The organism is Nocardioides sp. Root1257, assembly GCF_001425175.1.
Classification (GTDB): domain Bacteria; phylum Actinomycetota; class Actinomycetes; order Propionibacteriales; family Nocardioidaceae; genus Nocardioides.
In genome coordinates this window covers 1,166,373-1,192,882 of the sequence record NZ_LMDV01000008.1, presented here as the reverse complement: position 1 = coordinate 1,192,882, position 26,510 = coordinate 1,166,373, and the positions used below count along the sequence as shown (strand labels likewise).

General features: G+C 71.3%; 33 protein-coding genes. 14 read left to right on the top strand and 19 right to left on the bottom strand.

Going from position 1 to position 26,510, the window contains the following annotated elements; all coding sequences use genetic code 11:
* Position 1 precedes the first annotated feature (1 nt).
* Both ASC77_RS13805 and ASC77_RS13800 read right to left on the bottom strand, forming a co-directional pair.
* Entirely contained in the window at positions 2-811 is an 810-nt protein-coding gene (locus ASC77_RS13805) for an ABC transporter permease subunit (RefSeq protein WP_056153629.1), read from the bottom strand.
* A gap of 67 nt (positions 812-878) precedes the next feature.
* Positions 879-1,781 carry an ATP-binding cassette domain-containing protein gene (locus tag ASC77_RS13800; protein WP_056153625.1) on the bottom strand — a complete coding sequence of 301 codons (903 nt, stop codon included), beginning with the start codon at positions 1,779-1,781 and terminating at the stop codon, positions 879-881.
* 128 nt (positions 1,782-1,909) lie between these two features.
* On the opposite strand from ASC77_RS13800, the gene ASC77_RS13795 reads away from it, so the two are divergent.
* Positions 1,910-3,070: a sensor histidine kinase gene (locus tag ASC77_RS13795; RefSeq protein ID WP_056153622.1), complete on the top strand. Its 1,161-nt coding sequence runs from the start codon at positions 1,910-1,912 to the stop codon at positions 3,068-3,070.
* A gap of 65 nt (positions 3,071-3,135) precedes the next feature.
* The gene (locus tag ASC77_RS13790; protein WP_414813184.1) at positions 3,136-3,744 is read left to right on the top strand and encodes a response regulator; all 609 of its coding nucleotides are present in this window, start codon (positions 3,136-3,138) and stop codon (positions 3,742-3,744) included.
* A 39-nt stretch (positions 3,745-3,783) separates the two neighbouring features.
* Here ASC77_RS13790 and ASC77_RS27240 read toward each other — a convergent pair whose 3' ends face one another.
* From ASC77_RS27240 to murI, 3 genes are all read right to left on the bottom strand, one after another.
* On the bottom strand, positions 3,784-4,395 hold the full coding sequence (locus ASC77_RS27240; RefSeq protein ID WP_056153617.1) for a hypothetical protein: 612 nt from the start codon (positions 4,393-4,395) through the stop codon (positions 3,784-3,786).
* A 116-nt stretch (positions 4,396-4,511) separates the two neighbouring features.
* Complete coding sequence (locus ASC77_RS13780; protein WP_056153614.1) at positions 4,512-5,279, bottom strand: MBL fold metallo-hydrolase; 768 nt, start codon at positions 5,277-5,279, stop codon at positions 4,512-4,514.
* Entirely contained in the window at positions 5,276-6,100 is an 825-nt protein-coding gene (gene murI, locus ASC77_RS13775; RefSeq protein ID WP_156391072.1) for a glutamate racemase, read from the bottom strand. The genes ASC77_RS13780 and murI overlap by 4 nt, the downstream gene beginning before the upstream one ends.
* A 100-nt stretch (positions 6,101-6,200) precedes the next feature.
* Between murI and ASC77_RS13770 the strand changes: the two genes are divergently transcribed.
* Complete coding sequence (locus ASC77_RS13770) at positions 6,201-7,211, top strand: alkaline phosphatase family protein (RefSeq protein WP_056153612.1); 1,011 nt, start codon at positions 6,201-6,203, stop codon at positions 7,209-7,211.
* 35 nt (positions 7,212-7,246) lie between these two features.
* Here the strand turns inward: ASC77_RS13770 and ASC77_RS13765 are convergent, their stop codons facing one another.
* From ASC77_RS13765 to clpS, 7 genes are read right to left on the bottom strand one after another with little or no spacing between them, the layout of a single operon-like run.
* Entirely contained in the window at positions 7,247-8,197 is a 951-nt protein-coding gene (locus ASC77_RS13765; protein ID WP_056153609.1) for a PLP-dependent cysteine synthase family protein, read from the bottom strand.
* Complete coding sequence (locus tag ASC77_RS13760) at positions 8,194-8,751, bottom strand: NYN domain-containing protein (protein ID WP_056153606.1); 558 nt, start codon at positions 8,749-8,751, stop codon at positions 8,194-8,196. The genes ASC77_RS13765 and ASC77_RS13760 overlap by 4 nt, the downstream gene beginning before the upstream one ends.
* Positions 8,752-8,756: 5 nt before the next feature.
* On the bottom strand, positions 8,757-9,029 hold the full coding sequence (locus tag ASC77_RS13755) for a MoaD family protein (protein ID WP_056153603.1): 273 nt from the start codon (positions 9,027-9,029) through the stop codon (positions 8,757-8,759).
* A 14-nt stretch (positions 9,030-9,043) separates the two neighbouring features.
* Positions 9,044-9,481 carry a Mov34/MPN/PAD-1 family protein gene (locus ASC77_RS13750; protein WP_056153600.1) on the bottom strand — a complete coding sequence of 146 codons (438 nt, stop codon included), beginning with the start codon at positions 9,479-9,481 and terminating at the stop codon, positions 9,044-9,046.
* An 18-nt stretch (positions 9,482-9,499) separates the two neighbouring features.
* Positions 9,500-9,982: an NUDIX hydrolase gene (locus ASC77_RS13745; protein WP_056153598.1), complete on the bottom strand. Its 483-nt coding sequence runs from the start codon at positions 9,980-9,982 to the stop codon at positions 9,500-9,502.
* Entirely contained in the window at positions 9,979-10,563 is a 585-nt protein-coding gene (locus tag ASC77_RS13740; protein WP_056153595.1) for a DUF2017 domain-containing protein, read from the bottom strand. Before ASC77_RS13740 ends, ASC77_RS13745 begins: the two co-directional genes overlap by 4 nt.
* Positions 10,560-10,850 (bottom strand): ATP-dependent Clp protease adapter ClpS, encoded by a 291-nt coding sequence (gene clpS, locus ASC77_RS13735; RefSeq protein ID WP_235547638.1) that lies wholly within the window; start codon positions 10,848-10,850, stop codon positions 10,560-10,562. Before clpS ends, ASC77_RS13740 begins: the two co-directional genes overlap by 4 nt.
* A 27-nt stretch (positions 10,851-10,877) precedes the next feature.
* Here clpS and ASC77_RS13730 point away from each other — a divergent pair, with 27 nt between their 5' ends.
* The 3 genes from ASC77_RS13730 to ASC77_RS13720 are packed head-to-tail and all read left to right on the top strand — an operon-like array spanning position 10,878 to position 13,532.
* Positions 10,878-12,173, top strand: a complete 1,296-nt coding sequence (locus tag ASC77_RS13730; RefSeq protein ID WP_156391070.1) for a nicotinate phosphoribosyltransferase — start codon at positions 10,878-10,880, stop codon at positions 12,171-12,173.
* A gap of 17 nt (positions 12,174-12,190) precedes the next feature.
* Positions 12,191-12,766: an isochorismatase family protein gene (locus ASC77_RS13725; RefSeq protein ID WP_056154160.1), complete on the top strand. Its 576-nt coding sequence runs from the start codon at positions 12,191-12,193 to the stop codon at positions 12,764-12,766.
* On the top strand, positions 12,759-13,532 hold the full coding sequence (locus tag ASC77_RS13720) for an enoyl-CoA hydratase (protein WP_056153592.1): 774 nt from the start codon (positions 12,759-12,761) through the stop codon (positions 13,530-13,532). The genes ASC77_RS13725 and ASC77_RS13720 overlap by 8 nt, the downstream gene beginning before the upstream one ends.
* Positions 13,533-13,550: 18 nt before the next feature.
* Here ASC77_RS13720 and ASC77_RS13715 read toward each other — a convergent pair whose 3' ends face one another.
* On the bottom strand, positions 13,551-14,558 hold the full coding sequence (locus tag ASC77_RS13715) for a type IV toxin-antitoxin system AbiEi family antitoxin domain-containing protein (protein ID WP_056153589.1): 1,008 nt from the start codon (positions 14,556-14,558) through the stop codon (positions 13,551-13,553).
* A gap of 205 nt (positions 14,559-14,763) precedes the next feature.
* Complete coding sequence (locus ASC77_RS13710; protein ID WP_056153586.1) at positions 14,764-16,611, bottom strand: bifunctional metallophosphatase/5'-nucleotidase; 1,848 nt, start codon at positions 16,609-16,611, stop codon at positions 14,764-14,766.
* 110 nt (positions 16,612-16,721) lie between these two features.
* Between ASC77_RS13710 and ASC77_RS13705 the strand changes: the two genes are divergently transcribed.
* Complete coding sequence (locus ASC77_RS13705; RefSeq protein ID WP_056153583.1) at positions 16,722-17,969, top strand: MFS transporter; 1,248 nt, start codon at positions 16,722-16,724, stop codon at positions 17,967-17,969.
* Here ASC77_RS13705 and ASC77_RS13700 read toward each other — a convergent pair.
* The gene (locus ASC77_RS13700; protein WP_056153580.1) at positions 17,941-18,465 is read right to left on the bottom strand and encodes a DUF1697 domain-containing protein; all 525 of its coding nucleotides are present in this window, start codon (positions 18,463-18,465) and stop codon (positions 17,941-17,943) included. The two genes, ASC77_RS13705 and ASC77_RS13700, sit on opposite strands and share 29 nt — an antisense overlap.
* Positions 18,466-18,484: 19 nt before the next feature.
* Complete coding sequence (locus tag ASC77_RS13695) at positions 18,485-19,378, bottom strand: AurF N-oxygenase family protein (RefSeq protein ID WP_056153577.1); 894 nt, start codon at positions 19,376-19,378, stop codon at positions 18,485-18,487.
* A gap of 67 nt (positions 19,379-19,445) precedes the next feature.
* Between ASC77_RS13695 and ASC77_RS13690 the strand changes: the two genes are divergently transcribed.
* The 5 genes from ASC77_RS13690 to ASC77_RS13670 are packed head-to-tail and all read left to right on the top strand — an operon-like array spanning position 19,446 to position 22,771.
* Positions 19,446-20,093, top strand: a complete 648-nt coding sequence (locus tag ASC77_RS13690) for a TetR/AcrR family transcriptional regulator (protein ID WP_056153572.1) — start codon at positions 19,446-19,448, stop codon at positions 20,091-20,093.
* Complete coding sequence (locus ASC77_RS13685; RefSeq protein ID WP_056153569.1) at positions 20,090-20,371, top strand: DUF4873 domain-containing protein; 282 nt, start codon at positions 20,090-20,092, stop codon at positions 20,369-20,371. Before ASC77_RS13690 ends, ASC77_RS13685 begins: the two co-directional genes overlap by 4 nt.
* 52 nt (positions 20,372-20,423) lie before the next feature.
* A complete protein-coding gene (locus ASC77_RS13680; protein ID WP_235547636.1) occupies positions 20,424-20,840 on the top strand; it encodes a MarR family winged helix-turn-helix transcriptional regulator in 417 nt (138 codons plus the stop codon).
* A complete protein-coding gene (locus ASC77_RS13675; RefSeq protein ID WP_056153564.1) occupies positions 20,837-22,084 on the top strand; it encodes an MFS transporter in 1,248 nt (415 codons plus the stop codon). The genes ASC77_RS13680 and ASC77_RS13675 overlap by 4 nt, the downstream gene beginning before the upstream one ends.
* An 18-nt stretch (positions 22,085-22,102) precedes the next feature.
* A complete protein-coding gene (locus ASC77_RS13670; protein WP_056153561.1) occupies positions 22,103-22,771 on the top strand; it encodes an SIMPL domain-containing protein in 669 nt (222 codons plus the stop codon).
* A gap of 3 nt (positions 22,772-22,774) precedes the next feature.
* Here the strand turns inward: ASC77_RS13670 and hppD are convergent, their stop codons facing one another.
* Positions 22,775-23,983 carry a 4-hydroxyphenylpyruvate dioxygenase gene (gene hppD / locus ASC77_RS13665; RefSeq protein ID WP_056153557.1) on the bottom strand — a complete coding sequence of 403 codons (1,209 nt, stop codon included), beginning with the start codon at positions 23,981-23,983 and terminating at the stop codon, positions 22,775-22,777.
* Positions 23,984-24,050: 67 nt separating this feature from the next.
* Between hppD and ASC77_RS13660 the strand changes: the two genes are divergently transcribed.
* Positions 24,051-24,539: an Lrp/AsnC family transcriptional regulator gene (locus ASC77_RS13660; protein ID WP_056153555.1), complete on the top strand. Its 489-nt coding sequence runs from the start codon at positions 24,051-24,053 to the stop codon at positions 24,537-24,539.
* Positions 24,540-24,605: 66 nt separating this feature from the next.
* Here the strand turns inward: ASC77_RS13660 and ASC77_RS13655 are convergent, their stop codons facing one another.
* On the bottom strand, positions 24,606-25,238 hold the full coding sequence (locus ASC77_RS13655; protein WP_056153550.1) for an NAD(P)H-dependent oxidoreductase: 633 nt from the start codon (positions 25,236-25,238) through the stop codon (positions 24,606-24,608).
* Between the two features lie 95 nt (positions 25,239-25,333).
* On the opposite strand from ASC77_RS13655, the gene ASC77_RS13650 reads away from it, so the two are divergent.
* Complete coding sequence (locus tag ASC77_RS13650) at positions 25,334-25,882, top strand: MarR family winged helix-turn-helix transcriptional regulator (protein ID WP_056153549.1); 549 nt, start codon at positions 25,334-25,336, stop codon at positions 25,880-25,882.
* On the opposite strand, the gene ASC77_RS13645 is transcribed toward ASC77_RS13650, so the two are convergent.
* On the bottom strand, positions 25,863-26,501 hold the full coding sequence (locus tag ASC77_RS13645) for an IclR family transcriptional regulator (RefSeq protein WP_056153546.1): 639 nt from the start codon (positions 26,499-26,501) through the stop codon (positions 25,863-25,865). The two genes, ASC77_RS13650 and ASC77_RS13645, sit on opposite strands and share 20 nt — an antisense overlap.
* Positions 26,502-26,510 lie beyond the last annotated feature (9 nt).

Genomic DNA, 26,510 nt, shown 5'->3' with positions numbered 1-26,510 from the left:
CTCACTTCACCTCCGCCCGGAGCACCCGAGCGATGCCGATGCCGAGCGGCACGACGAGCCAGATGAATCCGGACACCGCGAAGTGGGCCCAGTCGTCGCCCGACATCCCGTTGCCGTCGAAGAGCCCGGTCTGCGCGTCGTTGAAGTCGATCCAGGGCTGGATCTTCTCGAACCACCCGATCAGTGCGGCGCCCAGGCCGAAGAGCCCCGGCAGGACGAACGAGTAGACCATGTAGAGCACGATCGCGGCCGGCGAGTTGAGCAGCAGGGCCGCGAACGCGAAGCCGGTCAGCATGCCGATCACCTGGAGCAGCACGAAGTACGCCGTCTGCTCCGCGCTCTGGTCCCACACGACCGTGTCACCGGACAGTGCGCCGTACAGCGCGTTGCAGATCGTGGCGAGCACCAGCGCGATGATCACCGCCACGACGGCCAGCCCGATGCCGACCACGAACTTCGCAGCGATCACGTGCGGACGCCGCGGCTCGAGCGAGAAGGTCACCATCGCGGTGCGCTGGCTCCACTCGCTCGTCAGCAGCAGGATGCCGATGACCGGGAGTAGCAGTCCGATCGAGAAGTTCGTCGACGTCAGGAAGTCGTTGTAGGAGACCTGCAGGTCGTTGGCGACGACGACCGCCAGCTGGATCACCATCACGAGGGCGGTGACGACGGCCGTCGAGATCAGCAGCCAGAGACCGGCGCGGGTGTCCCAGGTCTTGCGGAGCTCGACCCGGACCAGGCGCGAGAAGGGCGTCGGCGACGTCGAGGAGATGTCCAGCGCGTGGCCGAGGCCGGGGGCGGTGGTGCTCATGCGGGGTCCCCTCGGAAGTGTGGGCTGGAGGAGCGAAGCGGGGGAAGCGCGCAGTTTCGTGGGGTGTTCATGCCATGCCCTCGCGCTGGGTGTCGGAGGTGAGCTCGAGGAAGAGGTCCTCGAGGCCGCCGTCGGCGGCGCGCAGGTCGGTGAGCACGATCGCCTTCTCGGCGGCCGTGCGGCCGACCTCGACCGGCTCGGTCTCGACCCGGAGGCCGTCGCCCGCCCCGGCGACCACGAAGCCCTTGGCCTGGAGCGCCTCGGCGAGCACCTGGTTGTCGAGCGCGGTGACGAACGTCGTCCCCGAGCCCTTGGCGCCGGCGAGCAGCGACTTCTTGTCGCCCTGCGCGACGATCTTGCCGTGGCCGATGAGGATCATCTCGTCGGCGATCAGCTCGACCTCGTTGAGGAGGTGGCTGGAGAGCAGCACCGTGCCGCCGCGCTCGGCGTACCCCTTGAGCAGGCCGCGCATCCAGCGGATGCCGGCCGGGTCGAGGCCGTTGGCGGGCTCGTCGAGGATCAGCACCGACGGGTCGCCGAGCAGGGCGTGGGCGATGCCGAGGCGCTGCTTCATGCCGAGCGAGTAGTTGCGCAGGCGGCGCTTCGCCTCGCCCGGGGTGAGCGAGACCAGCTCGAGCATCTCGTCGACCCGGGAGCCGTCGAGGCCCATCGTGCGGGCGCCGAGCTCGAGGATCTCGCGGCCGGTGCGGCCCGCGTGCTGCGCGGACGCGTCGAGCAGAACGCCGACGTGGCGGCCCGGGTTGGGGATGTCCTGGTAGAGGTGACCGCCGATGGTCACCCGCCCCGCGGTCGGCGCGGTGAGGCCGACCATGATGCGCATCGTGGTCGTCTTGCCGGCGCCGTTGGGACCGAGGAAGCCGGTCACCCGTCCGGGCTGGCAGACGAAGCTCACGTCGTCCACTGCCGTGAACGTGCCGTACTTCCTGGTGAGTCCTTCGACGGTGATCATGGGTCCAGCCTGCCGTACCGCGCCGCCAGAAACATCCTTCGTCGGGCGCGTGCCGCGAGACCTTAGTAGGGGGTCACCAGCGACCCACGGCCGGTCCGTCGGGAGCGGGCGCGGCCTAGCCTTGCGGCGTGGACCGCCCCGCCCCCGAGGACTACCAGCCGCCGCTGCGGCTCTGGAGCCACGTGTGGCGCGTCGTCCTGATGCTGGCCATCTCGGCCGTCGCCTGGCTCCCGGTCTCCAGCGACCAGGAGCGCATCTCCGAGCTCTGGGTCATGGCCGACCTGCTGCTCGGCGCGATCTCCTTCGTCCTCGTCTTCTACCGTCGCCGGTGGCCGGTCCCCATCGCGCTGGTGCTCTCGCTCTTCAGTGCCGTCTCCGGCACGGCGTCCGGGCCGGCCGTGCTCGCGGTCGTCTCCTTGGCGTCCCGGCGCCGGTGGCGGGAGATCGCCCTCGTCGGCTCGGTCGCGTTCGCCGCCAGCCAGTTCTTCAGCACGGTGCTGCCGACCGACGACGACTCCGTCTGGGTCTCCCTCTCCGTCAACGTCGTCGCGACCGCCGCCGTGCTCGCGTGGGGCCTGTACATCGGCTCGCGTCGCGAGCTGATCTGGACCCTGCGCAACCGGGCCGAGCGCGCCGAGGCCGAGCAGGAGCTCCGCGTCGTCCAGGCGCGGACCACCGAGCGGGCCCGGATCGCCCGCGAGATGCACGACGTGCTCGCCCACCGGATCTCGCAGATCTCGATGTACGCCGGCGCGCTGGCCTACCGCGAGGACCTGACGCCCGCCGAGACCCGCGCCAGCGCCGGCGTGATCCGCGACCAGGCACACGAGGCGCTGACCGACCTGCGCGACGTGCTCGGGGTGCTGCGCGACGAGACCGGCGAGCGCCACAGCGCGCCGCAGCCGACGTACGCCGACCTCGCGTGCCTGGTCACCGAGGCTCGCGACAGCGGGTTGCGGGTGGACCTCGACGACCTGGTCCCGGAGGACGGCCCGCGGATGCCCGACGCGGCCGGGCGCACGGTCTACCGGATCGTCCAGGAGGGGATGACCAACGTCCGCAAGCACGCCCCCGGCGCCCTGCTCACCGTGCGCATCACCGGCACGCCGGACGACGGCATCGACGTGCTGCTGCGCAACCCGCTCGGCTTCGGTCCCACCCAGACCCCGGGCGCCGGACTCGGTCTCATCGGCCTGACCGAGCGGGCCGAGCTGCGCGGCGGCCGGCTGGACGCCCGGCGCGACGGGTCGATGTTCGTGCTGCACGGATGGATACCGTGGGGAGCGTGAACGTCTCGGCGACGCGGGTCCTGGTGGTCGACGACGATCCGCTGGTGCGCTCGGCGCTCGGGCTGATGCTGGGCGGCCAGGCCGACCTGGAGGTCGTCGGTGAGGCGGCCGACGGCTGGGAGGGCGTCCGGCTGAGTGCCGAGCTGCGCCCCGACGTCGTCCTGATGGACATCCGGATGCCGCGGCTGGACGGGCTCGCCGCGACCCGCGAGCTGCACGCCCGACCCGACCCGCCGCGGGTCATCGTGCTGACCACGTTCGACGCCGACGAGCACGTCGTCGAGGCACTGGCCGCAGGCGCGGACGGGTTCCTGCTGAAGGACACCCCGCCCCCGGAGATCGTCGCGGCCATCCGCAAGGTCGTCGACGACGAGCCGATGCTGTCCCCCTCGGTCACCCGCACGCTGATCCGCCGGCTCCGCGCCGACAGCGCCGAGCCGGACACCGGCCGCGAGCGCGCCGCGCACGCCCAGCGCCGGCTCACGGCCCTGACCGAACGCGAGCACGAGGTCGCCCTGGCCATCGGACGCGGCCTCAGCAACGCCGAGATCGCCTCCGAGCTGCACCTGTCGGTGCCGACCGTGAAGGCGCACGTCTCCCGGCTCTTCGACAAGCTCCAGGTCACCAACCGGGTGCAGATCGCCATCTGCACCCACGACGCCGGACTGAGCTAGCGAAGTCCGGAGGACGTCGGGAGATCGGGACGCCGACGCTCAACCCAGCTTGGTCAGGGTGAAGTAGCTGTTGGCGAGGGTCCCGCTCGCGTTGAACGTCGAGACGGTGATGTTGTAGCCGGCCGCGTTGCAGCCGCTGCCCCAGAAGTACGGGTTGAGGGTCGCCTGACCACCCTGCCCGGAGTTGATCGGCGTCACCGCGTACGGACCACCCTGCTGCACCCAGCCGGTGCCGGTGATGCAGTAGAGCCCGGTCGAGGGATGCGTGATCGTCGGGGTCCCCAGGGAGCCGCCGTGGGTGTAGACCGAGCCGTCCGACGCGACCGTCACCCAGCCGACCGCCGAGCCGGGATCGCCCTTGTCGCCCTTGTCACCCTTGTCGCCCTTCTCGCCCTGCACGCCCTTCTCCCCCTGCACACCCTGGATCCCCTGGTCGCCCTTCGCGCCCTTCGGCAGCTGCCCGCGCTTGAAGTCCTGGGCCGTGAGCGTGTGGTCACGCACCTTGGCGGAGACGACGGCGTTGCTCTTCAGCTGCGGGGTGCCGACGCTGTTGCCGGGCAGCACGCCCGCGGCGTACGCCGTGCCGCTCGTGGCCACGCCGAGCGCGACGATGCTGATGACGAAGGACGGGGTGATGCGGGGCAGGCGCATGAGGGCTCCTCGGGACCGTCCGGACCGCGATGGTCCGACTCGTCTGTTCAGGAGACCGCTGGCACCCGAGCGCGGCGTGACCCATCTGGGTCAATTCGACGGCAGCTGCGGAGCCCTCAGAGGTCGTACGTCGCCCCGGCGACCGCGAGCTCCACGGCACCGTCGTACGTCGTCCGCGCCTCGGCCAGCGAGACCTCGGGGTCGTGCCAGGGCGGCACGTGGGTGAGCACGACCCGGCGCGCGCCGGCCCTCGTCGCCGCGGCACCGACGTCGGCACCGGTGAGGTGCAGGTCGGGCGGGTTGTCGACGCTCGAGAGGAAGGACGACTCCGCGAGAAGCAGGTCGGCGTCCCGGGCGACCTCGTCGAGCGCGGCGCAGGGCCCGGTGTCGCCGGTGTAGCCGACGGTGACGCCGCCGGCGCTGATCCGCAGGCCGAACGCGGGCACCGGGTGGGTCACCGGCACCGGGGTCACCGTGAACGGGCCGATCGTCACCGGGTCCGCCCACGTCTGGAAGTCGAACTCGGCGGTCATCCCCGGGTCGGTCGGCAGGTCGTAGGCGCGCGCCATCCGCTCGGCGGTGCCGGGCGGCCCCCAGACCGGGATCCGCGGCTGCGGACCGGTGGGGTGGTACTTCCGCATCACGTAGTAGCCGCACAGGTCGAGGCAGTGGTCGGCGTGCAGGTGGCTCAGCAGGACGGCGTCGATCGTGAGCGGGTCGACGTACCGCTGCAGCGCGCCGAGCGCGCCGTTGCCGAGATCGACGAGCACCCGCCACGTCCGGCCGCCCTCGGCGGACGGAGCCTCGCCCTCGAGGAGGTAGCAGCTGGCCGGGGAGTCCGGGCCGGGGTAGCTCCCGGAGCAGCCGATGATCGTCAGCCTCACGCCAGGCCCCCGACGAACTGCTTGGCCGCCCCCAGCTCCGGACCGAGGAACCGGCTGCCGATGGACTCGAACTCGGCCGGCGACCCGGTGGTGAGGAAGGTGTACGACGGGTCGCCGCCCGGCCGCATCAGGTCGGTGCCCACGAGCATCTTGTAGACGTCCTTCGCGCACTCCTCCGCACTGCTGACGAGCGTCACGTTGTCGCCCATCACGTAGGAGATGACGCCGGTGAGCAGCGGGTAGTGGGTGCAGCCGAGGATCACGGTGTCGACGCCGGCGGAGATCAGCGGGTCGAGGTACTCGTGGGCCACGCCGATCAGCTCGTCGCCGCCGGTGACGCCGGCCTCGACGAAGTCGACGAAGCGGGGACACGCCTGGGTGACGAGCTCGACGTGCGGAGCGGCGGCGAACGCGTCGTCGTACGCCATCGACTCGGCGGTGGCGCGGGTGCAGATCACACCGATCCGCCCGGTGCGGCTGGCCGCGACAGCGCGACGGGTCGCCGGCAGGATCACCTCGACGACGGGCACGTCGTACCGCTCGCGTGCGTCGCGGAGCATCGCCGCGCTCGCCGAGTTGCACGCGATGACCAGTGCCTTCACACCGAGCGCGACGAGGTGGTCGAGGCACTCCAGTGCGTACTCGCGCACCTCGCCGATCGGCTTGGGGCCGTAGGGCTGGCGCGCGGTGTCGCCGACGTACACGATCGACTCGTGCGGCAGCTGGTCGATGACCGACCGGGCGACGGTCAGCCCGCCGAACCCGGAGTCGAAGATGCCGATCGGGAGATCCCTCGGGTCGGCGCTGGTCAGGTCGTGCACGGAGGCAAGGCTAGAGCGTCGGACCGTCACCGCGCGGCCCGCGCGACCCACGTCACTGGAGATGCCGGTCACGGAGCGGTCGGCAGGTAGCGTCGGGGGCATGCTCTCGCGTCTCGGTGCCGTTGCCTGCGCCCTCTCCCTGACCCTGGTCGCCCCCGCCTGCGCGGGCGCGCAGACGCCGGCCGCCTCGGTCCGGCACGAGCCCGCGCCGAGCGCGACGCGCGTGCTCGCGATCTCGGTCGACGGGCTGAACACCGACGCGATCCGGCGGCTGGGCTCGGCCGGCGCGCCGACCTTCCACCGGCTCCTGTCGGAGGGTGCCTCGACGCTGAACGCGCGCACCGAGTTCGAGCAGAACGTGACCCTGCCCAACCACACCGGGATGATGACCAGCCGTCGCGTCGACCGCCGGCACGGCGGCCACGGGGTCACCTGGGACGACGACCGCCGCAGGATGACCGTCGGCCGCGCGGCCGGCCACCCCGTGCAGTCCGTCTTCGGTGTCGTCCACGCCGCCGGCGACCGGACCGCGCTCTTCTCCACCAAGGAGAAGTTCGGCCTCTACGAGCGCTCGTGGCCCCGCGGCATCGACCGGTTCTTCGTCAACGAGGACCAGACGGCCCTGGTGCGCCGGGCCGCCGCCGACCTGGCCTCGACCGACCGGGCGTTCACGTTCCTGCACGTCTCCCTCCCCGACCGCTTCGGGCACGAGTACGGCGGCATGTCGGCGCAGTACCTCTCCGCCGTCCGCCAGACCGACCGGGACCTCGGCGAGGTGCTCGCGACCATCGACGGCGACCCGTCGCTCGACAACGTCGTCGTCGTCCTGACCGCCGACCACGGCTTCATGCCCGGCCGGACCACGCACACCCCGAAGGTGCTGGCCAACTACCGCATCCCGTTCCTCGTCTGGGGTCCCGGCGTGACGGCCGGCGACCTCTACGCGCTCAACCCGGACTACCGGGACCCGGGCACGGGACGGCCCCGGTACGCCGCGAAGCGTCAGCCGGTGCGCAACGGCGACCTGGGCAACCTGTCGCTCGACCTGCTGGGGATGAAGGCCATCCCGGGCAGCGAGCTGGACGCGAAGCAGGACCTCGACGTCAGCTGATCCGACGTCAGGCCCAGAGCTTCAGGCCTAGAGCTTCAGGCCCAGAGCTGGCCGTCGAGGCGGCTCTCGGCATCGTCGATGGTGCCCTCGTAGGCGCCGGTCGACAGGTACTTCCAGCCGCCGTCGGCGACCACGAACGCGATGTCGGCGCTCTCGCCGGCCTTGACCGCCTTCGCTGCCTGGCCCAGCGCGGCGTGCAGGATCGCGCCCGTCGAGATGCCCGCGAAGATGCCCTCGAGCTCCAGCAGCTCGCGCACCCGGCGTACGGCGTCGCGCGGGCCGACCGAGAAGCGGGTGTCGATCAGCTCGGCGTCGTACAGCTCGGGCACGAAGCCCTCGTCGAGGTTGCGCAGGCCGTAGACGAGCTCGCCGTAGCGCGGCTCGGCCGCGACGATACGGACGTCGGGCTTGGCGCCGCGGAAGTAGCGACTCACGCCCATCAGCGTCCCGGTGGTGCCGAGCCCGGCGACGAAGTGCGTGATCGAGGGCAGGTCGGCCAGCAGCTCGGGTCCGGTGCCCTCCTCGTGCGCGCGGGCGTTCGCGGCGTTGCCGTACTGGTAGAGCATCACCCAGTCGGGGTGCTCGGCGGCGATCCGCTTGGCGACCCGGACCGCCTCGTTGGAGCCACCCGCGGCGGGCGACGACACGATCTCGGCGCCCCACATCCGGAGCAGCTGACGTCGCTCCTCGGAGGTGTTCTCGGGCATCACGCAGACGATCCGGTAGCCCTTGAGCTTGGCCGCCATCGCGAGCGAGATGCCGGTGTTGCCCGACGTCGGCTCGAGGATGGTGCAGCCGGGGCGCAGGGTGCCGTCCTTCTCCGCCTCCTCGATCATCTTCAGGGCCGGGCGGTCCTTGATCGAGCCGGTCGGGTTGCGGTCCTCGAGCTTCGCCCACAGGCGTACGTCGGGACTCGGCGACAGCCTCGGCAGCCCGATGAGCGGGGTGCCGCCGACGGAGGCGAGCAGGTTGTCGTAGCGCGTCATCTGAGGAACTTCTCCGGGTCGAACTCGGCGAGCGGGATGATCCGCACCCGCGGCAGCGGCTGGATGAACGCGTTGACGTCGTCCTCCAGGTCGAAGAGCGGCACGCCCAGCCCGGTCAGCTGGTTGCTCATGAACTCGCGCAGCCCGATCAGGCCGAGCCGCCGGCCCGCACCGAGCAGGTCGCCGAGGTGCTCGGCGAAGTCGGCGTCGTGGCTCGCGAGCAGCACGTCGGCGTCGTCGTGCGAGAGCAGCGCCGTCAGGGTGCGCTGGATGCCGACGTCCACGACCTTCTGGTCCGACGTGCCTGCCAGCGGGATGGGGCGGTAGTCCATCGCCAGCAGCGCCTGCACGAACGACGACGGCAGGTTGCCGTTGCTGGCGTTGAGGAAGAAGAGGCCCGTGACGGGCTGGCCCCAGGTGCGCTCCGCGAACTCCGTCACCCGCTCCCAGCGGGGTCGCTCCTCGGGCGCGGGGCGTCGGCCCAGCAGGGAGTTGCCGAGCGTCGCGTCGATGTTCTCGCCGTCGACGAGGACGAAGGTACGACGCTCGGCCATCGCTGTCAGCCGCCGGCGACGGCCGGGAGCACGACGACCTGGTCGCCGTCGCTGAGCTCGGCCTCGAGCCCGCCGATGAAGCGCACGTCCTCGTCGTTGACGTAGACGTTGACGAAGCGGCGCAGGTCGCCGTTCTCGATCAGGCGGTCCTTGATGCCGGGGTGGTTGGCCTCGAGGTCGTCGATCAGCGCGCTCAGGCTGGCGCCGTCGGCGCTCACCGCCTTCTCACCGTCGGTGTAGTTGCGCAGGATGGTGGGGATGCGGACCTCGATGGCCATGGCTCTGTGACTCCTCAGTTGCTTGCTGTCAGCTCGTCCACGACCGTGACCTCTTCCTCGGTCACCTCGCCGTCGACGATCCTGTAGGACCTGAACTCCACGGGGCCTTCGTTATTCCCGTGCTCCCGGGTGCTCACCAGCACATAGTGTGCCCCCGGCTCGCTCGCGAGGCCGATGTCCGTGCGGCTGGGATAGGCCTCGGTGGCCGTGTGGGAGTGGTAGACGACCACCGGCTCCTCGTCGTTCTGGTCCATCTCCTTGTAGAGCTGGAAGAGGTCCGTGGAGTCGAACTCGTAGAACGTCGGCGACCCGGCCGCGTTGACCATCTCGACCAGGCGCTCGGGCCGGTCGCTGCCCTCGGGCCCCGCCACGACGCCGCACGCCTCGTCGGGGTGGTCCCGCTTCGCGTGGGCGACGATGCCGTCGTACGTCGCTCGGTCGATGGTCAGCACCGGTCCAGCCTACGAGGCTCAGGTGCGGAAGCGGGCGGCGGTCTCGTCCGCCAGGACGTCGTCGATCCGCTCGACGAGCCAGTCCGCCATCGGCGGGAGCGCGGTCGTCGGCCACCAGCGGACGTCGACGTTCTCGTCGTCGTTGACCCGCGCCTCCCCCGAGACCCAGGTGCACAGGAACGTCAGGTCGAGGTAGACGGCCAGGTCCCCGTTGGTGTGGGTGATCTGGGGGCTCACGCCCACCGACGCGAGCCGGTCGACGGTCACCTCGACGCCACACTCCTCGAACGCCTCGCGAGCCGTCCCGACGGCGGGCTCCTCGCCGGGGTCGAGGATGCCGGTGATCGGCGCCCACTCCCCGTTGTCGGCGCGCAGCGTGAGCAGCACCTCGGTGTCGGCCCCGCTGCCGCGGACGACGATCGCGGTGATGCCCGGCAGCCACATCTCGCGCTTCCCGATCAGGGAGCGCATCTCGACGACGTACGGCGGGATCGGGCTCATGCGCTCAACGCTCCCACCAAGGTCTCCTGCAGGTAGCCGACCCACTCGTAGATGTCGTGCGCCTGGGCGCGCGGGTCGTCGTCGGAGAGCGAGTGCCAGTAGGCCTCGTCGCCCTCCTCGATCTCGAGCCGGGTGGCCAGCGCCAGGCGCAGGTCGGTGAAGGAGCGCATCCACATCTCCGCGGTGGGCGCGTCGAGCTCGACGTCGATCATCAGGCCGTCCTCGGTGAGCTCCTGCGGGAGGCCGGCCTCCTCGAGGCCGTCGATGATCGCGACGGCCGCGGCCGCCTTGCCGTCACGCAGCCCGCCCTCGGTGAAGCGGCGGAACTCCGACGCGGCCTCCTCGTCGTCGGGGTACGCCGTCGGGAAGAGCCGGGCCAGCACCGGGTCCTCGGGCTCCTGGGTCGGGCCGGAGAAGTCCATCAGGGCCTCGAACGGGTCGACGTCGTCGCGCGGCACAGCCGCCTCGTTGCGCAGCAGCTCGACGAGCTGGCCGGCGAGCGAGCGCAGCAGGTCGGCCTCGAAGCCGGAGAAGTTCGCGATGATCAGCTTGCTCCGGCGGTGCCGGTGGAACCCACTCATTCCTGACGGTCCATGGTCGCCCAGAGGCCGTACTCGTGCATCGCCTGCACGTCGCGCTCCATCTCCTCGCGGCTGCCGTGGCTGACCACGGACTTGCCTTCCTCGTGGACCTCGTACATCAGCTTCTCCGCCTTCTTCTTCGAGTAGCCGAAGTACTTCTGGAAGACGTAGGTGACGTAGGACATCAGGTTGACCGGATCGTTCCAGACGATCGTCACCCACGGCTTGGCCGTCTGGACGATCTCATCGGGGGTGGCGGTCGGCTCGACCTCGACGGGCGCGGTCACACCGCCAATGTTGGCACACTGGCCCACGTGCCTCCTGCCGTGACCCGGTCAACAGCCCTGCTCACCGATCACTACGAGCTGACCATGCTCCAGGCCGCGCTGCGCTCCGGCACGGCGCACCGTCGCTCGGTCTTCGAGCTCTTCCCACGGCGGCTCCCCGAGGGGCGTCGGTACGGCGTCGTGGCGGGTGTCGGCCGCGCGCTCGACGCCATCGAGCGCTTCACCTTCGACGCGTCGACACTGGCGGCGCTGGAGGACGTCGTCGACCGACCGACGCTCGACTGGCTCGCGTCGTACCGCTTCTCCGGCGATGTGTGGGGCTACGGCGAGGGCGAGACGTACTTCCCCTACTCCCCCGTGCTCATCGTGGAGGCGAGCTTCGCCGAGGCGGTGCTGCTCGAGACCGTGCTGCTCTCGGTCTACAACCACGACTCCGCGATCGCCTCCGCGGCGTCGCGGATGACGCTCGCTGCCGGCGACCGGCCCTGCATCGAGATGGGCTCGCGGCGTACCCACGAGGAGGCGGCGGTGGCCGCAGCGCGCGCGGCGTACGTCGCGGGCTTCGCGGCCAGCTCCAACCTCGCCGCGCGGCAGCGGTACGACGTGCCCACCACCGGCACCAGCGCGCACAGCTTCACCCTGCTGCACGACACCGAGGACGACGCGTTCCGTGCCCAGGTGGACGCGCTCGGCGCGGACACCACGCTGCTCGTCGACACCTACGACGTCGAGGCCGCCGTGCGCCGCGGTGTCGAGATCGCCGGGCCGGGGCTGGGGGCCGTCCGCCTCGACTCGGGCGACCTGGGGGTCCAGGCCGTGCGGGTCCGCGAGCTGCTCGACTCCCTCGGGGCGACGTCGACGCGGATCATCGTCACCAGCGACCTCGACGAGTTCGCGATCGCCTCCCTCGCCGCGGCGCCCGTGGACGGGTACGGCGTGGGCACGCAGCTCGTCACCGGCAGCGGCCACCCGACTTGCGGCTTCGTCTACAAGCTGGTGGCGCGCGAGTCGGCCGGCGGCGAGCTGGAGTCCGTGGCCAAGAAGAGCGTCGACAAGATCTCGGTGGGCGGGCGGAAGTACGCGCTGCGCCGGCGTACGGCGGCCGGCGTGGCGGAGGCCGAGGTCGTCGGCATCGGCCACCGGCCGACCGACGACGGCGACGACCGCGCGCTGCTGGTGCCGCTGGTGCGGTCGGGCGAGGTGGTCGGACGGGAGTCGCTGGAGGCCGCGCGCTCGCGCCACCTGGGCTCGCGCGGCGAGCTGCCGGTGGCCGTCCAGCAGATGTCGCGCGGCGAGCCGGTCATCCCGACGATCCACGAGTGACCGATACGCTCGCGAGCATGAAGCGCGCGCTGATCGTCACGGACGTGCAGAACGACTTCTGCGAGGGCGGCTCGCTGCCCGTCACCGGTGGAGCCCGGGTCGCCGCCGACATCGGGGCCCTGCTCCGGTCCTGGGCGGCGCACGGGCCGGACTCCCCGGCGTACGACCACGTGGTCGCGACCAAGGACCACCACGTCGACCCGGGCGGGCACTGGTCGCGGGAGCCCGACTACGCGGAGTCGTGGCCGGTGCACTGCCGGGTCGGCACCGACGGCGAGGCGTTCCACCCCAACCTCGACCCGCAGCCCTTCGACGCGATCTTCCTCAAGGGCGAGCAGACCGCGGCGTACTCCGGCTTCGAGGGGAGCACCGTCGACGGCGTCGGCCTGGTCGACTGGCTCCGCTCCCACGAGGTGACCACGGTCGACGTCTGCGGGATCGCGACCGACTACTGCGTGCGCTCGACCGCCCTGGACGCCGTGGGTGCCGGGTTCGAGACGCGGCTGATCGTGGACCTGTGCGCGGGCGTCGCACCGGAGTCGACGGCGGCGGCGCTGGACGAGATGCGTGCCGCCGGGGTGTCCGTTGTCTGACCACCTGCTGGTCCGGGTCGAGGACGGCGTGCTCTGGCTGACCTTCGACCGGCCCGAGGTCCTGAACGCCGTCGACGGTCAGATGATGACCGCCCTCGCGAGCGAGCTCGAGGGCGCCCGGGCCCGCGACGACGTACGTGCCGTGGTGGTCACCGGCACCGGCCGCGGGTTCAGCGCCGGTGCCGACATGGAGCTGCTGCAGCTCGCGCCCGAGCACCCGGTCGAGACCATGGACGCCGCCAACCGGGTGATCCGTGCCGTCGTCGACTGCCCGGTCCCCGTGCTGGCGGCCGTCAACGGCATCGCGGCCGGCGTCGCCTGCTCGGCCGCCCTCGTCTCCGACATCATCGTGGCCGCGGAGTCGGCCGCCTTCCTGCTGCCCTTCTCCCGGATCGGGCTGATGACCGACGGCGGGTCATCGGCCACCGTCGCCGCCTCCGTCGGACGGGCACGGGCGATGCGGATCGCGCTGCTGGGCGAGCCGCTGTCGGCGCCCGACGCCCTCGCGTGCGGGCTGATCACCCACGTCGCGCCGGACGACTCCTTCGCCGACGAGGTCGCGCGCCTCGCACGACGGTTGGCTGCCGGCCCCGGGCTGGCCCAGAGCGGCATCAAGAAGGCCATCAACGCCGCCACGCTCCCCCACCTGGAGGCCGCCCTCGACCGCGAGCACTCCGGCCAGCGCGCCCTCTTCACCACCGCCGACTTCGCCGAGGGGCTGGACGCCTTCGCGGCCGGCCGGAGGCCGGTCTTCCGCGGCGAGTAGGCGCCGAGCCGACCCTGCTCAGCGGCGCCGCCGACGGATAACGTACGGCGCGAGGTCGTCGACGGACGTCCCGAACCTGCGTGCCGTGTCGGTGATCTCGCGGTGGAGTCGGAGCTGCGTCTCGTCCCAGGTGTCCGGTTGCACCTCGGACCAGATGACCCGAGACATGCCCAGCTTGAAGCCGCACAACCAGTCCTGGCGGTTCTTCTCGTCGAGGACGACCTCCTCGGCCGGCCGGTCGGCGTACCCGCCGTCCGCGTCGCGCTGATACTTGTGGCGTCCGTCGAACTCGACGAGGTGCCGCCCGATCCGGAAGTCGACCCACGCGACCCGACCGCGCTCCTGGATGCCGAACTGCGCGTGCACCAACCCGAGTCCCAGCTGCTTGAGCATCAGCATCGTCAGGTCCTCACCTGGGTTCTCGCACCGCCCGTCCGCCCACTCGACCGCGAGCCGGGGCACCGTCACGTACGGCCAGCAACGCATCTCCGCCACGGCCTCGCGCAGCGCGTTTCGTGACACGCCGCGCCGGAGAGCCGAGTTCGCGGCGACGGCCGCGTGCCGCAGGCCGTGCTCGCGACCGATGTCCGCGACGGTCCGCGGCAGGTCGAGCACTGGGTGGTCGTCGATGAACTCGATCCGCTCGGTCCGCACCGGCGCCTTGTGGTGCTTCACCCCGTGCCGCGTCCGCCCACCGAGCGCGCCGATCCGGGTGATGTGCACCAGTCTCGGCTTCGCCTCGAGGATCGGAAGTCGATGCAGGTACGCCGCGGAGTCGTGGCTGACGATGTGCGGCGTCTGCATCTGCAGGACGGCCGCCCACACCTCGAGCTGCGGCCGCCCGACGTAGCGGTCGAGGGACTCCCAGTGCGCCCGCGTCGTGTAGACACCCCGGCGTATGACCACCCACTCGCGCCCGCGGACCAGCGTCGCGATCTGCTGCACGGTCATGCCGGCGGCCAGCACCTGGCGCCGGCGGATCAGCCCGTGCTGGTGGGTGAGGTAGTAAGCGAACTTCGGCTGCATTCAGGCAGCGTGCGCGCCGCCGCTCCCCCCGAGCTGGTCCGTGGAGCTGGCCTGTGGAGAACCCGGTCAGGGGCGTGTCTGTGGATGGCTCGCGGCCGCTCGCCGGCTGTAACGCGGGGTTAGGACCACTAGGCACCCCGTTCGAACGGGGTCACCAGTGGGTCTAACCCCGCGTTACAGCCGATGCGGGAGCGAGACGGCGGGCTCAGCTCACGGTGATTGGCGTACCGCCGGAGGTGAGGCGCCAGTCGACGGAGGCGAAGGCGGCGGGGTCGATGGTGCCGTTCGCGGTGACCCAGTCGATGAGGAGCTGGCGGATCTCGTTCTGGCGGTTGTAGACGACCGGGGCGGTGGCGACGGCCGGGAAGCCGCCGCCGCCCGACTGCCGGTAGTTGTTGACGGCCATCACGAACTGCTGCGCATCGGTCACCGGTACGCCGGCGTACGACAGCCCGACGATCCGCGAGCCGGGGGCGGCGGCGATGTCGATGTCGTAGGTCAGCGGCGCGTCCAGCCCGGCCACCGAGTCGAAGTTGTAGTCCGGGGTGCCGGTCGGGGCGGTGGGGGTGACGGCATTGGTCACCTGGTCGAGCGTGAACGGACCGGTGCCCGACACCTGCTTGAAGTAGCGGGCGGAGTACTCGAGGTAGGCCTTGACGTCCGCACCGGAGACCCGCACCCCGAGCAGGGTGTTGTCGTAGATGTAGAGCCCTGCCACGTCGCGGATGGTGACCTGCCCGGCCGGGAAGGACGCGGCGCGGTTGAAGGGGGCCGCGATCGAGAGCACCGGCAGCGCGGCGTCGGCGCCGGTCAGGCCGGCCTTGACCGCGTCTGCCTGGACGTAGTTGACGAAGTCGATGATCGGCACGTCCTCGACGACCGCGCGGGCGGCGGACATCGCCGCGGCGGAGGTGCCGACCGGCGAGTTCACGTAGGCGACGGTGGTGTCGTGCTGCTCGCGCACGGCGCGGGCGACCCGCGCGTCCTCCGCGACGGCGTTGGAGTTGAGCACCTGCGAGGTCGCGCTGACCAGCCGCCAGCCCCGGCCGCCGCGCGAGCGCGTCTCCTCCACGACGAAGTCCATCACCGCCAGCCGGCGCCCCCAGTACGACGGCTCGCACAGCAGCACCTGCTGGCCGGTGGTCTCGTTCGCGACGTACTGCTGCGCGATCTCCTGGTGCGCGTGCCCGACCAGGATCGCGTCGACGTGCGGCACCTGGGCCGCGACGAGCGACGCGGCGTTCTCCGGGTAGGGCAGCGCGTCGCCGTACGACGACGACGTGGCCGCGCCCGAGTGCGCCGAGATCACGACGAGGTCGCAGCCCCGACGCTTCAGCTCGGGCACGAACTTCTTCGCCTGCTCGACCAGGCCCGGGAACTCCATCCGGCCCTCGACGTTGGCCTTGTCCCAGATCGCGATGCCGGGGTTGGTGAGTCCGAGGACGCCGACCTTGATCGAGCGACCGCGGCCGACCTTGTAGTGCTTGATGATGTACGGCGGGAAGGCCGGCCGCTTGGTCGCCGGGTCGACGGCGTTGGCACCGAGCAGCGGGAAGTCGAGCTGCCCCTCGAAGGTCCGCAGCGTGTCGAGGCCGTAGTTGAACTCGTGGTTGCCGAGCGCGGCGGCGTCGTACCCGACCGCGTTCATCGCCCGCGCCATCGGGTGCACGGCGCCGGAGGTGATCGGGTCGATCTTCGCGTAGTAGTACGCCAGCGGCGTGCCCTGGATCGTGTCGCCCGCGTCGAGCGTCAGGATCGGCTCGCCGCGACGGTCGTGGCGCACCGCCTTGATCAGCGTCGCGACCTTCGCGAGCCCGATGTCGTTGTGCGCGGCGTCGTCGTACTCCGCGTTCTTGAAGTAGTCCCAGTTGACGACGTTGCCGTGCAGGTCGGTGGTGCCGAGCACGGTCAGGCGTGCCCGGTCGGGCCCGTGGTGGCCGTGGTGGCCGTGATGGCCGTGGGGTCCACCGGCGTACGCCGGGTTCGAGTAGCCGGCGGCGGCCAGGGCCGCGGCTCCGGTGACGCCGCCGAGGACGGCACGGCGAGACGGCATGGGCACAGACGAGTCAGACACTGACGATTCCTCCCGAGAACGGATCAGAGCCCCACAGTCCTATCTCGCCCCGACCGCGCCGCACAAGGGCTGGCATCATCTGCCACGAGATGTTCACCTCCACCGCGCTCAGCCCGCTGCGCGAGCCGCGGTTCCGGTGGTACTTCCTGTCCCGCTCGGTCAACCTGGCCGGTACGACGATGGCGCCGGTCGCCCTCGCGTTCGCCGTCCTGCACGTCAGCGACTCCCCCGGCGCGCTCGGCCTGGTGCTGGCGGCGCACAGCATCCCGCAGGTGGTGTTCCTGCTGCTCGGCGGCGTCGTGGCCGACCGGCTCGGCCGGACGCTCGTCATCCAGATCGCCAACGTCGGCGCCGGGATCAGCCAGGGCGTGCTGGCCGTCCTGCTGCTGTCGGGCCATGCCGAGCTCTGGCACTTCGTGGTGCTGTCCGCGATCAACGGCACGCTGTCGGCGATGAGCCTGCCGGCGCTCGCGGGCATCGTGCCGGCGCTGGTGCCGCGCGAGGAGCTGCAGCCCGCCAACGTGCTGCTGTCGATGATGCGCAACGCCCTCGCGATCCTCGGTCCGTCGGTCTCGGCGGGCCTGGTCGTCACCGTCGGACCGGGCTGGGCACTCGCCGTCGACGCCGTCACCTGGCTGGTCGCCGCCCTGCTGCTCGTCCCGGTCCGGCTCCCGGCCCGCGCCAGCAGTGGCGTCGAGCCGTCCCTGGTCCGCGAGCTCGTCGAGGGCTGGGACTTCTTCCGGCGTACGACGTGGCTGTGGGTGGTCGTGCTCGCGTTCGGCTTCCTCAACGTGATCCACGCCGGCGGCCTCGACACCCTCGGCCCGGTGCTCGCGAACGAGACCGACATCGGCGCCCACGGATGGGGACTGATCATGTCGGCCCAGGCGGTCGGGCTGTTCACGATGACCCTGCTGATGCTGCGCTTCCCGCTCCGCCGGCCGCTCTTCACCGGGATGATCGGGGTCGCCCTCTTCGGCGCGCCGCTGGTGGTGATGGGGCTGCACCCGCAGACCGCCTGGGTGATGGTCGCGGCGTTCGCCGCCGGCATGGGCATCGAGGTCTTCAGCCTGGGCTGGAACCTGGCGATGCAGGAGAACGTGCCCGACGAGATGCTGTCGCGGGCCTACTCCTACGACATGCTCGGCTCGTTCGTGGCGATCCCGGTCGGCCAGCTCAGCTTCGGCCCGCTCGCCGCCACGTTCGGCACCCAGGACGTGCTCCTGGTCGGCGGGGTCGTCTACGTCGTCGGCGCGCTGCTGACGCTGACGTCCCGGTCGGTGCGCGACCTGCGGCGGGTCAGCCCGGTCAGCACCACTTCTCCGCCAGCGCCCTGATCACCGTCAGGTTCCGGTTGGTGGCGACCCCGAGGTGCTTCTCGATCGTCGCGTTCGTCAGCTTGGCCTCGTGGTAGTTGTCGCCGAGCAGCAGGTGCACGGCGCGACCGCCGACCTTCGCGATCTCCTCCGTGGTGCTCACCTCTTCGACCTTCTTGACGGCAGCCGCCGTCGGCGCGTCCTTGAGTAGCGACACGTAGTGCTTGCCGCCGTGCCCGAAGGACGACGCGTGGTCGGCGATCTCCACCAGCTCCTTCTGGGTGAAGACCATGGTCGGCACCTCGAAGCCACGGTCCTCGAGGAACGCCTTCTCCAGCGCGGCCTCGATCCTCGCCCGCGAGCGCATCGTCGTGTCGAAGCGGACGTTGCCGGTGTTGATGTAGGTCTCGACCTCGGTGAACCCGGCTGCCTCGACGGCGGCGACGATGTCGGCCCTCGGGAACTTCCGCTTCGCACCGAGGTTGATCGCCCGCAGGAAGCCGATGTACGTCGCCATCCGCCGATCATGCCAAAGGTCAGGTCAGCAGCAGGGACCGTCGCCAGAGCGGCCGCTGGTGGCGCGGGATGAGGCCGAGGTCGTCGAGGTACGGCGTCACCTTCTCGCCCATCCAGGCCACCGTCTGCTGGTAGTGCGGGTTGCGGAGCGCCGTCCGCCGGGCCTCCCGCGGGTCGAGCCCGACCGCGGCGTACGCCGCCGGGTTGACCAGCGAGCGCGCCACCAAGAAGGCCGTCTGGGCGAGGGAGGCCTGGTGCCAGGTGCGTGTCACCTTCGTCAGGCGCGGCACCATCGTCTCGATCTCGTCGCGAGCGAAGGTCATGTGCCGCGCCTCCTCGAGCACGTGGATGCGGCAGACCATCCGCACCATCGGCTGCACCCGCTCGTCCTTCATCAGCTCGCGCTGCCAGCGGTCGAGCACCTCCTCGGCGACCAGGATCGAGGCGTACGCCGAGACGCCGTACCCGATCGACTTCATCAGGCGACCGAGGCGGTGGACGTGGGCTGGGGGCCCGTACGCCGGCGCGCCGACCTTGTCGATCGCCTTGCCGAACATCAGCGAGTGGCGGCACTCGTCGGCGACCTCGGTGAGCGCGTAGTGCATGCGCTGCGTGCGCGGGTCGGCGTTGTAGAGGTCGCGGACCATCATCTGCATGAGGATCAGCTCGAACCACACACCGACGCTGGAGATGCTCGCGACCTCGTGCTTGGACAGCTCGATGCGCTGCTCCTGCGACATCCGGTCCCACAGGTCGGTGCCGTAGAGCGACACGCGCTCCGGCTGCATGAACCACAGGCCGTCGACCAAGGGAGCGTCCCAGTCGATGTCGACCTCGGGGTCGTAGCTGTGCCGGGCGGAGGACTTCAGCAGCCGGTCGGAGACCGGGTCGGCCGAGGGCTGAGTGAGCGTCATGAGCACTCCCGAGGTCGCAGTGGTTTAGGTGTTACCAGAAGTAACGGTTACCGCTAGACTCCCCGACATGGCACGCCAGGTCAAGGGCAAGGACGGCCGCTCCGCCCGCTGGGACGAGCACCGCGAGGAGCGCCGCGCCGAGCTCGTGCTCGCGGCGGTCGCGGCGATCGACACCGTCGGTCCCACCGCCGGCATCTCCGACATCGCCCGCGAGGCGGGCGTCAGCAAGCCGGTGCTCTACCGCTACTTCGACGGCCTCGACGACCTGTACGCCGCGGTCGGGCGCTGGGGCGCCGACGAGGTGATGCGGCGGCTGCTGCCGGCGATCCTCACCGAGGCGTCCGTCCGCGAGCGGGTCGCCGCCGGGGTCGACACCTACCTCGCGACGATCGAGGAGCACCCCCCGGTCTTCCTGCTCCTGGTCCGCCACCGGGCGGTCGCGATCGACCCGCTCGCGGACGGCAAGGCGGCGATCGCCGCCGCGTTCGCCCGGGTGCTCGGCGACACGATGCGCGAGCTCGGCGTCGACACCGGCGGCGCCGAGCCGTGGGCGCAGGCCCTGGTCGGCATGGGCCTGTCCACCGGCGAGTGGTGGCTCGAGCGCCAGACCATGAGCCGCGCCGCGGTCGGCGCCTACCTGACGTCCTTCATCTGGCACGCGTTCTCCGGGACGGCCACCGAGCTCGGCGTACCCCTCGAGGAGGAATCACCATGACCCACCACGAACCCCAGGAGGAGTACGGCGGTCCGGCGACCGTCGTCTCCGGCGAGGCTCGCATCCCGGTCGACGCCGACCTGCGCGGCCGCTTCGACCCGATCGACGGTCGCTTCCACTGGTACGGCCGTCTCGCCGCCTCGCCCGACCTCGACGCGGTGGGCACCGGGTCGACCGTGACGGTGACGACCGAGCACGGCAGCGCCGAGGGGCGGCTGAGCGACGCGGACCCGTGGGGACGGCTGCGGGTGAGCGGCACCGGGCGCCCGCCCTTCTAGCGTGAGCCAGCGCACCTAGATTTACATAGCCTTCCTATGTAATGTGGAGGGCGTGACCGACACCGAGCTCGCCAGCGACCTGGTCGTCCACGCCGCACGCCTCGTGCGCGCCGTACGACGGGAGCTCGAGCTGCCCGCGGGGACCCGGATCATCTCGCTGCTCGACGAGCACGGCCCGCTGGGCATCACCCAGCTCGCCGACCTGGACCGCTGCTCCCAGCCGACCATGTCGGCCGCGGTCGCCCAGCTCGTCGAGAGCGGCTGGGTCAGCAAGGCGCCGAACCCCGCCGACGCCCGCGGCACGGTCGTCACGCTGTCCGACTCGGGTCGCGACGAGCTCGCCCGCATCCGCCGCCTGCACGGCGACCGGATCGCGGCCATCGTCGCCGCGCACCCCGACCTCACCACCGAGGACCTCGCCACGGCGGTCGCCGTGCTCCGGGCGATCCTCCAGGAAGGCACTCCGTGAACCACCTCGCCACGTCCACCGAGCCCGACCAGGGCTCCTTCTTCAAGCAGCCGCGCGCCGTCTGGGCCGTCGCCTTCGCCTGCGTCATCGCGTTCATGGGCATCGGGCTCGTCGACCCGATCCTCAAGGACATCGCCGCGCAGCTGCAGGCGACCCCCAGCCAGGTCTCGCTGATGTTCACCAGCTACATGGCGATCATGGGCGTCGCGATGCTGGTCACCGGCGTCATCTCGAGCCGGATCGGCGCCAAGCGCACGCTGATCAGCGGCCTGGTCCTGATCATCGTCTTCGCCGCACTCGCCGGCTCGTCCAGCACGGTCGGGCAGATCGTCGGCTTCCGGGCAGGCTGGGGTCTCGGCAACGCCCTCTTCGTGGCGACCGCGCTCTCGACCATCGTCACCGCCGCGTCCGGCTCGACCGCGCGCGCGATCATCCTCTTCGAGGCCGCGCTCGGCATCGGCATCGCCTCCGGCCCGCTCGTGGGCGGGCTGCTGGGCGAGCAGTCCTGGCGCGCGCCGTTCTTCGGCGTCTCCTGCCTGATGGTCATCGCGCTCGTCGCCACGTCGGTCTTCCTGCCGAGCACGCCGCCGACCGGACGTCGTACCTCGCTCCTCGACCCGTTCCGCGCGCTGCGCTACCCCGCGCTCCTGCTCACCGGCCTGACCGCGATCTTCTACAACATCGGCTTCTTCACGATCCTGGCCGCCGGGCCGTTCGCACTGCCGGACGCCAGCATCATCGACATCGGCTGGATCTTCTTCGGCTGGGGCCTGCTGCTCGCCTTCACGTCGGTCTTCGTCGCGCCGCTGGTGCAGCGCCTGATCGGCACGGTGCCGAGCGTCATCTCCATGCTCGTGCTGTTCATGCTCGACCTCGCGATGATCGCGGTCTTCACCGAGCACACGCCGTTCGTGATCGCCGGCATCGTGCTCTCGGGCGCCTTCATCGGCATCAACAACACCCTGATCACCGAGATCGTGATGGGCGCCGCCCCGGTCGAGCGCCCGGTCGCGTCCGCGGCGTACTCGTTCCTCCGCTTCTGCGGTGGCGCGGTCGGCCCGTACGTCGCGCTCAAGCTCGGCGAGAACGTCGGCCCGCACGCGCCGTTCTGGTTCGGCGCCGGTGCCGTGCTGGTCGGCGTCGCGATCCTCACGGCCGGCCGCACGGTCGTCGCTGGTGCGCACGCCCCGGCGGCGCACTCGCCGGCCGAGGCCGAGGCGGAGCTGGTCGGCGACCTGGCCTGACCCGGCAGAATCGGGTCCATGGCCGAGACCGTGATCACCGTGCAGGGCAGCTACGACTCGTTCCACCCCGCCGAGCGCGCGACCGTCACCGTGACGGTCGGCTTCGAGGGGCCGGAGCGGGCGCCGGTCGTCGCCGCCACCACGCAGGGGACGGCTGCACTGGTGGCCGGGATCGCGGCTCGGCACGACCCGGCGCAGGGACCGGTCACCTGGCACGCGACCGACCGGATCCAGGTCTGGTCGCACCGGCCGTTCAACAACAAGGGCGAGCAGCTCCCGCTCGTCCACCACGCCCAGACCACGACGCGCGCCAAGTTCCGCGACTTCGACGACCTAGCGGTCTGGGTGGAGCGCGCGGCGGTGCACGCCGGCGTACGCGTCGACGGCCTCGAGTGGGCCCTCACCGAGCAGACCAAGCAGGACACGGTCGCTGCCGTGCGCGCGCGGGCGGTCGAGGAGGCACGCCGCAAGGCGCAGGCGTACGCCGAGGCGCTCGGCCTCGGCGCCCTGCACTGCGTCGCGATCGCCGACCCGGGCATGCTCGGCGACCAGACCCAGGCCTCGGGTCAGGGGACGGCGATGTTCGCCCGGGCAGCCAAGGCCGACACCGGCGGCAGCGGCCTGGCCTTCACCCCCGAGGACATCGCCGTCTCGGCGACAGTCGACGCCCGCTTCGTCGCGAGCTGACGCTCACAAGTTGCCGCGGGCGTCCTGCTCGCGCTCGATCGCCTCGAAGAGCGCCTTGAAGTTGCCCTTGCCGAAGCCGAGCGAGCCGTGCCGCTCGATCAGCTCGAAGAACACGGTCGGCCGGTCGCCGAGCGGCTTCGTGAAGATCTGGAGCAGGTAGCCGTCCTCGTCGCGGTCGACCAGGATCGCGCGCTTCTGCAGCTCCTCGATCGGCACCCGGACGTTGCCGATCCGGGCGCGCAGCTCGGGGTCCTCGTAGTAGGAGTCCGGCGTCGCGAGGAACTCCACGCCGTTGGCGCGCAGCGCGTCAACGGAGGCGAGGATGTCGTTGGTCGCGACCGCGAGGTGCTGCGCGCCGGCGCCACGGTAGAACTCGAGGTACTCGTCGATCTGCGACTTCTTCTTCGCGATCGCGGGCTCGTTGAGCGGGAACTTCACCCGGTGGTTGCCGTTGGCGACGACCTTGCTCATCAGCGCCGAGTAGTCGGTGGCGATGTCGTCGCCGATGAACTCCGCCATGTTCACGAAGCCCATCACGCGGTTGTAGAAGTCGACCCACTCGTCCATGTGGCCGAGCTCGACGTTGCCGACGATGTGGTCGAGGGCCTGGAAGAGCCGCTTCGGCTGACCCTCCGGCTTCACGAAGGTCGAGGTCTTGGTGACGTAGCCCGGCAGGTACGGGCCGTCGTACCGGCTCCGGTCGACGAGGGTGTGGATCGTCTCGCCGTACGTCGCGATCGCGGCGATCCGGATCGTGCCGTGCTCGTCGGTGACGTCCTCCGGCTCGCGGACCACGCGGGCGCCGGCCTTGCGGGCCTGGGCGATGCAGCGGTCGACGTCGGGCACCTCGAGGGCGATGTCGACGACGCCGTCGCCGTGCCGGCGGTGGTGGTCGGCCAGCGGGCTGTCCGGGTCGACGGCGCCGTTGAGGACGAACTTGATCGAGCCCGAGCGGAGCACGAAGGACTTGTGGTCGCGGTTGCCGTTCTCCGGGCCCGAGTAGGCGACCAGCTCCATGCCCCACGCCGACTGGTAGTAGTGCGCCGCCTGGGTCGCGTTGCCGACGACGAAGACGATCGCGTCCCACCCGGTCACCGGGAAGACGTCGCCCTCCTCGTCGTACTCGACCAGCCCGACCAGCTGCTGGAGCTGCTCGAGGGTGAGGTCGGCCTTGAGCTCGTCGGCGGTCAGCGCGTGGTGGGTCGTCGTCATGGGGCGAACCCTGCCGGTGTCGCGCAGAGTGTGCAATCGTGTCGCGAAACGCTGGACAACCTGTCTGATGACGGAGGCCGCAATGGACGAGCTCGACGGCAGATTGATCGACCTGTTCGCCGACGACCCGCGCGTCGGCGTCCTCGAGGCGTCCCGACGGCTCGGCGTCGCGCGCGGGACCGTCCAGGCCCGGCTCGACAAGCTGGTGGCCACCGGCGTCATCACCGGCTGGGGACCGGACCTCTCCCCCGAGGCGCTCGGCTACCCGGTGACGGCGTTCCTGACGCTCGAGATCCGGCAGGACACCAGCCGAGGTGGGCACGACGTCGTCGGCGCCCACCTCGCCGGCATCCCCGAGGTGTTGGAGGTCCACACGATCACCGGCGCCGGCGACCTGTGGGCCCGGGTCGTTGCCCGGTCCAACACCGACCTCCAGCGCGTCATCGACCGCGTGCTGGAGACACCCGCAATCGTGCGCTCCTCCACCGTGATCGCGCTCGCCACCCAGGTCCCGTACCGGGTCCGGCCGCTGGCGCAGGTGGTGACGTCGGGGTAGTCCCTGACGTTCTCGCCCCCGATCCGTGCGGCGAGGGGCGAAAACGTCAGGGACTACCCCTTCGGCTCAGCGGGCAGCGAGGTCGCGACCGGCGACGACGGCGGCCTCCTCGGCCTCCTTCTTCATCATGCCGGCGATCTCGGTGAACTCGTCGAGGGCGGGGTTGACGCCGACCAGCGTGAACTCGCGCTCGACGACCGTGAGGTCGGCACCCCACTTGTCGACGAGGATCCGGCGCAGGTAGTCGGTGCTGTGGTCCCAGCCGTGGCGCGGCGTGCCCTCGCCGTACGCACCACCGCGGGTGGTGAGCAGGACGACCGGCTTGCCCTCGAGCGGGCGGGCCTCCATGGCTGCGCCGGCGAGCACCAGGTCGAACCAGGTCTTCACGTGCTGCGAGACCCCGAAGTTGTAGAGCGGCAGCGCGAGGACGGCGGCGTCCGCCTCCTCCAGCTCGGCGGCGAGCGACTGGGCGAGGGCGAGCGCCTCGGCCTGGGCCGGCGTCCGCTGGTCCTCGGGCGCGAACGAGGCGTGGATCGCATTCGCCCAGGCGTCGGACGGCAGCGGGTCGACCGCGAGGTGCCGCGAGACGACCTGCTCGTCGGGGCGGGCGGCGATGAAGGCGTCGAGCACGAGGTCGGCGAGCGCGGAGCTGGCCGAGGCCGGGCCCTGGATGGACGAGTCGATGCGGAGCAGGGTCACGAGGTTCTCCCACGGTGTCGGATGAGTGGCGTGTTGAATGTTCAACACGACGGTACGACGGTTGAGTTGAATGTTCAAGTCGCTACCCTTGCCTCGTGACCGATCCCACCCAGCCGCCCGCCGACGAGCCGTGGCTCGACGCCGAGCAGCAGCGGCAGTGGCGGTCCCTGGTGGCGATGCTGATGACGCTCCCGGCGGCGCTCGACGCCCAGCTCAAGCGCGACACCGGGCTGAACATGTTCGAGTACCACGTGCTCGCCGCTCTCTCGGAGGAGCCGACCGGTGCCCTACCGATGAGCGAGCTGGCCGTGATGTCGCGTGGCTCCCGCTCCCGGCTCTCCCACGCCGTCTCCCGTCTGGAGGGCGCCGGCTGGGTCGAGCGCCGCTCCTGCGCCGGCGCCGGCCTGCGCACCGCGGCGCACCTCACGGAGACCGGCCGCCGCAAGCTCGAGGAGTCCGCGCCCGGCCACGTACGCGAGGCCCGGCGCCTCGTCGTCGACCAGCTCTCCCCCGCTCAGCTCGAGGCGCTGGGCACGACGGCGCGCGCGATCCTGCGCCTGACCGCCCCCGAGCTGACCGACGAGGAGCTCGCGCAGTGCACCGGGTCGGAGCTGGAGGACGAGATCAGCTCAGCCGCCGGGTGAGCTCGGCCGCCGCCCGCTCGACCTGAGGCCCGACGGCCTCGGCGTCCAGCCCGGGGTCGACGGTCACGATGCCGACGCTCGCCTCGAGCCCGGGTACGCCGAGCACCGGGGCGGCCAGGCCGCGGGCACCGGACTGGAGCTCCCCCACCGTCAGCACGTACGGCGTGGGGTCGCCCGCCCGGCCCAGCAGGATCGCCTTGCCGGCGGCACCCTGGCCGAGCGGGTGCCGAGACCCGACCCGGTAGCCGACGTGGAAGTCGGTCCACGACGGCTCGACGACCGCGAGCGCGAGCGCCTCCTCGCCGTCGACGACCGTGAGGTGGGCCGTGCAGCCGACCGCCTCGGCCAGCTCGCGCAGCACGGGTACGGCGAGGTCGCGCAGCACCGGCTGGACCGCCGCACCGAGCCGCAGCACGCCGAGTCCCACCCGGAGCCGGCCGTCGGCGTCCCGGCGTACCAGCGCGCGGGCCTCGAGCGTCGCGACGAGCCGGTGCACGATGGTCCGGTTGACCTCCATCCGGGCGGCCAGCTCGGTCATCGTCAGGCCGTCCGGGCTCGCCGCGAGCACGTCGAGGACGCGCAACCCGCGGTCCAGGGTCTGGGAGATCTCGCCCGGCACGCGCCCGAG

Bases quoted from the DNA above. Each gene is read 5' to 3' on its own strand.
- ASC77_RS13805 (WP_056153629.1), bottom strand. From the start codon at position 811: ATGAGCACCACCGCCCCCGGCCTCGGCCACGCGCTGGACATCTCCTCG.
- ASC77_RS13800 (WP_056153625.1), bottom strand. From the start codon at position 1,781: ATGATCACCGTCGAAGGACTCACCAGGAAGTACGGCACGTTCACGGCA.
- ASC77_RS13790 (WP_414813184.1), top strand. From the start codon at position 3,136: ATGCTGGGCGGCCAGGCCGACCTGGAGGTCGTCGGTGAGGCGGCCGAC.
- ASC77_RS27240 (WP_056153617.1), bottom strand. From the start codon at position 4,395: ATGCGCCTGCCCCGCATCACCCCGTCCTTCGTCATCAGCATCGTCGCG.
- ASC77_RS13770 (WP_056153612.1), top strand. From the start codon at position 6,201: ATGCTCTCGCGTCTCGGTGCCGTTGCCTGCGCCCTCTCCCTGACCCTG.
- ASC77_RS13765 (WP_056153609.1), bottom strand. From the start codon at position 8,197: ATGACGCGCTACGACAACCTGCTCGCCTCCGTCGGCGGCACCCCGCTC.
- ASC77_RS13760 (WP_056153606.1), bottom strand. From the start codon at position 8,751: ATGGCCGAGCGTCGTACCTTCGTCCTCGTCGACGGCGAGAACATCGAC.
- ASC77_RS13755 (WP_056153603.1), bottom strand. From the start codon at position 9,029: ATGGCCATCGAGGTCCGCATCCCCACCATCCTGCGCAACTACACCGAC.
- ASC77_RS13745 (WP_056153598.1), bottom strand. From the start codon at position 9,982: ATGAGCCCGATCCCGCCGTACGTCGTCGAGATGCGCTCCCTGATCGGG.
- ASC77_RS13740 (WP_056153595.1), bottom strand. From the start codon at position 10,563: ATGAGTGGGTTCCACCGGCACCGCCGGAGCAAGCTGATCATCGCGAAC.
- ASC77_RS13725 (WP_056154160.1), top strand. From the start codon at position 12,191: ATGAAGCGCGCGCTGATCGTCACGGACGTGCAGAACGACTTCTGCGAG.
- ASC77_RS13715 (WP_056153589.1), bottom strand. From the start codon at position 14,558: ATGCAGCCGAAGTTCGCTTACTACCTCACCCACCAGCACGGGCTGATC.
- ASC77_RS13710 (WP_056153586.1), bottom strand. From the start codon at position 16,611: ATGCCGTCTCGCCGTGCCGTCCTCGGCGGCGTCACCGGAGCCGCGGCC.
- ASC77_RS13705 (WP_056153583.1), top strand. From the start codon at position 16,722: ATGTTCACCTCCACCGCGCTCAGCCCGCTGCGCGAGCCGCGGTTCCGG.
- ASC77_RS13700 (WP_056153580.1), bottom strand. From the start codon at position 18,465: ATGGCGACGTACATCGGCTTCCTGCGGGCGATCAACCTCGGTGCGAAG.
- ASC77_RS13695 (WP_056153577.1), bottom strand. From the start codon at position 19,378: ATGACGCTCACTCAGCCCTCGGCCGACCCGGTCTCCGACCGGCTGCTG.
- ASC77_RS13690 (WP_056153572.1), top strand. From the start codon at position 19,446: ATGGCACGCCAGGTCAAGGGCAAGGACGGCCGCTCCGCCCGCTGGGAC.
- ASC77_RS13685 (WP_056153569.1), top strand. From the start codon at position 20,090: ATGACCCACCACGAACCCCAGGAGGAGTACGGCGGTCCGGCGACCGTC.
- ASC77_RS13670 (WP_056153561.1), top strand. From the start codon at position 22,103: ATGGCCGAGACCGTGATCACCGTGCAGGGCAGCTACGACTCGTTCCAC.
- hppD (WP_056153557.1), bottom strand. From the start codon at position 23,983: ATGACGACGACCCACCACGCGCTGACCGCCGACGAGCTCAAGGCCGAC.
- ASC77_RS13660 (WP_056153555.1), top strand. From the start codon at position 24,051: ATGACGGAGGCCGCAATGGACGAGCTCGACGGCAGATTGATCGACCTG.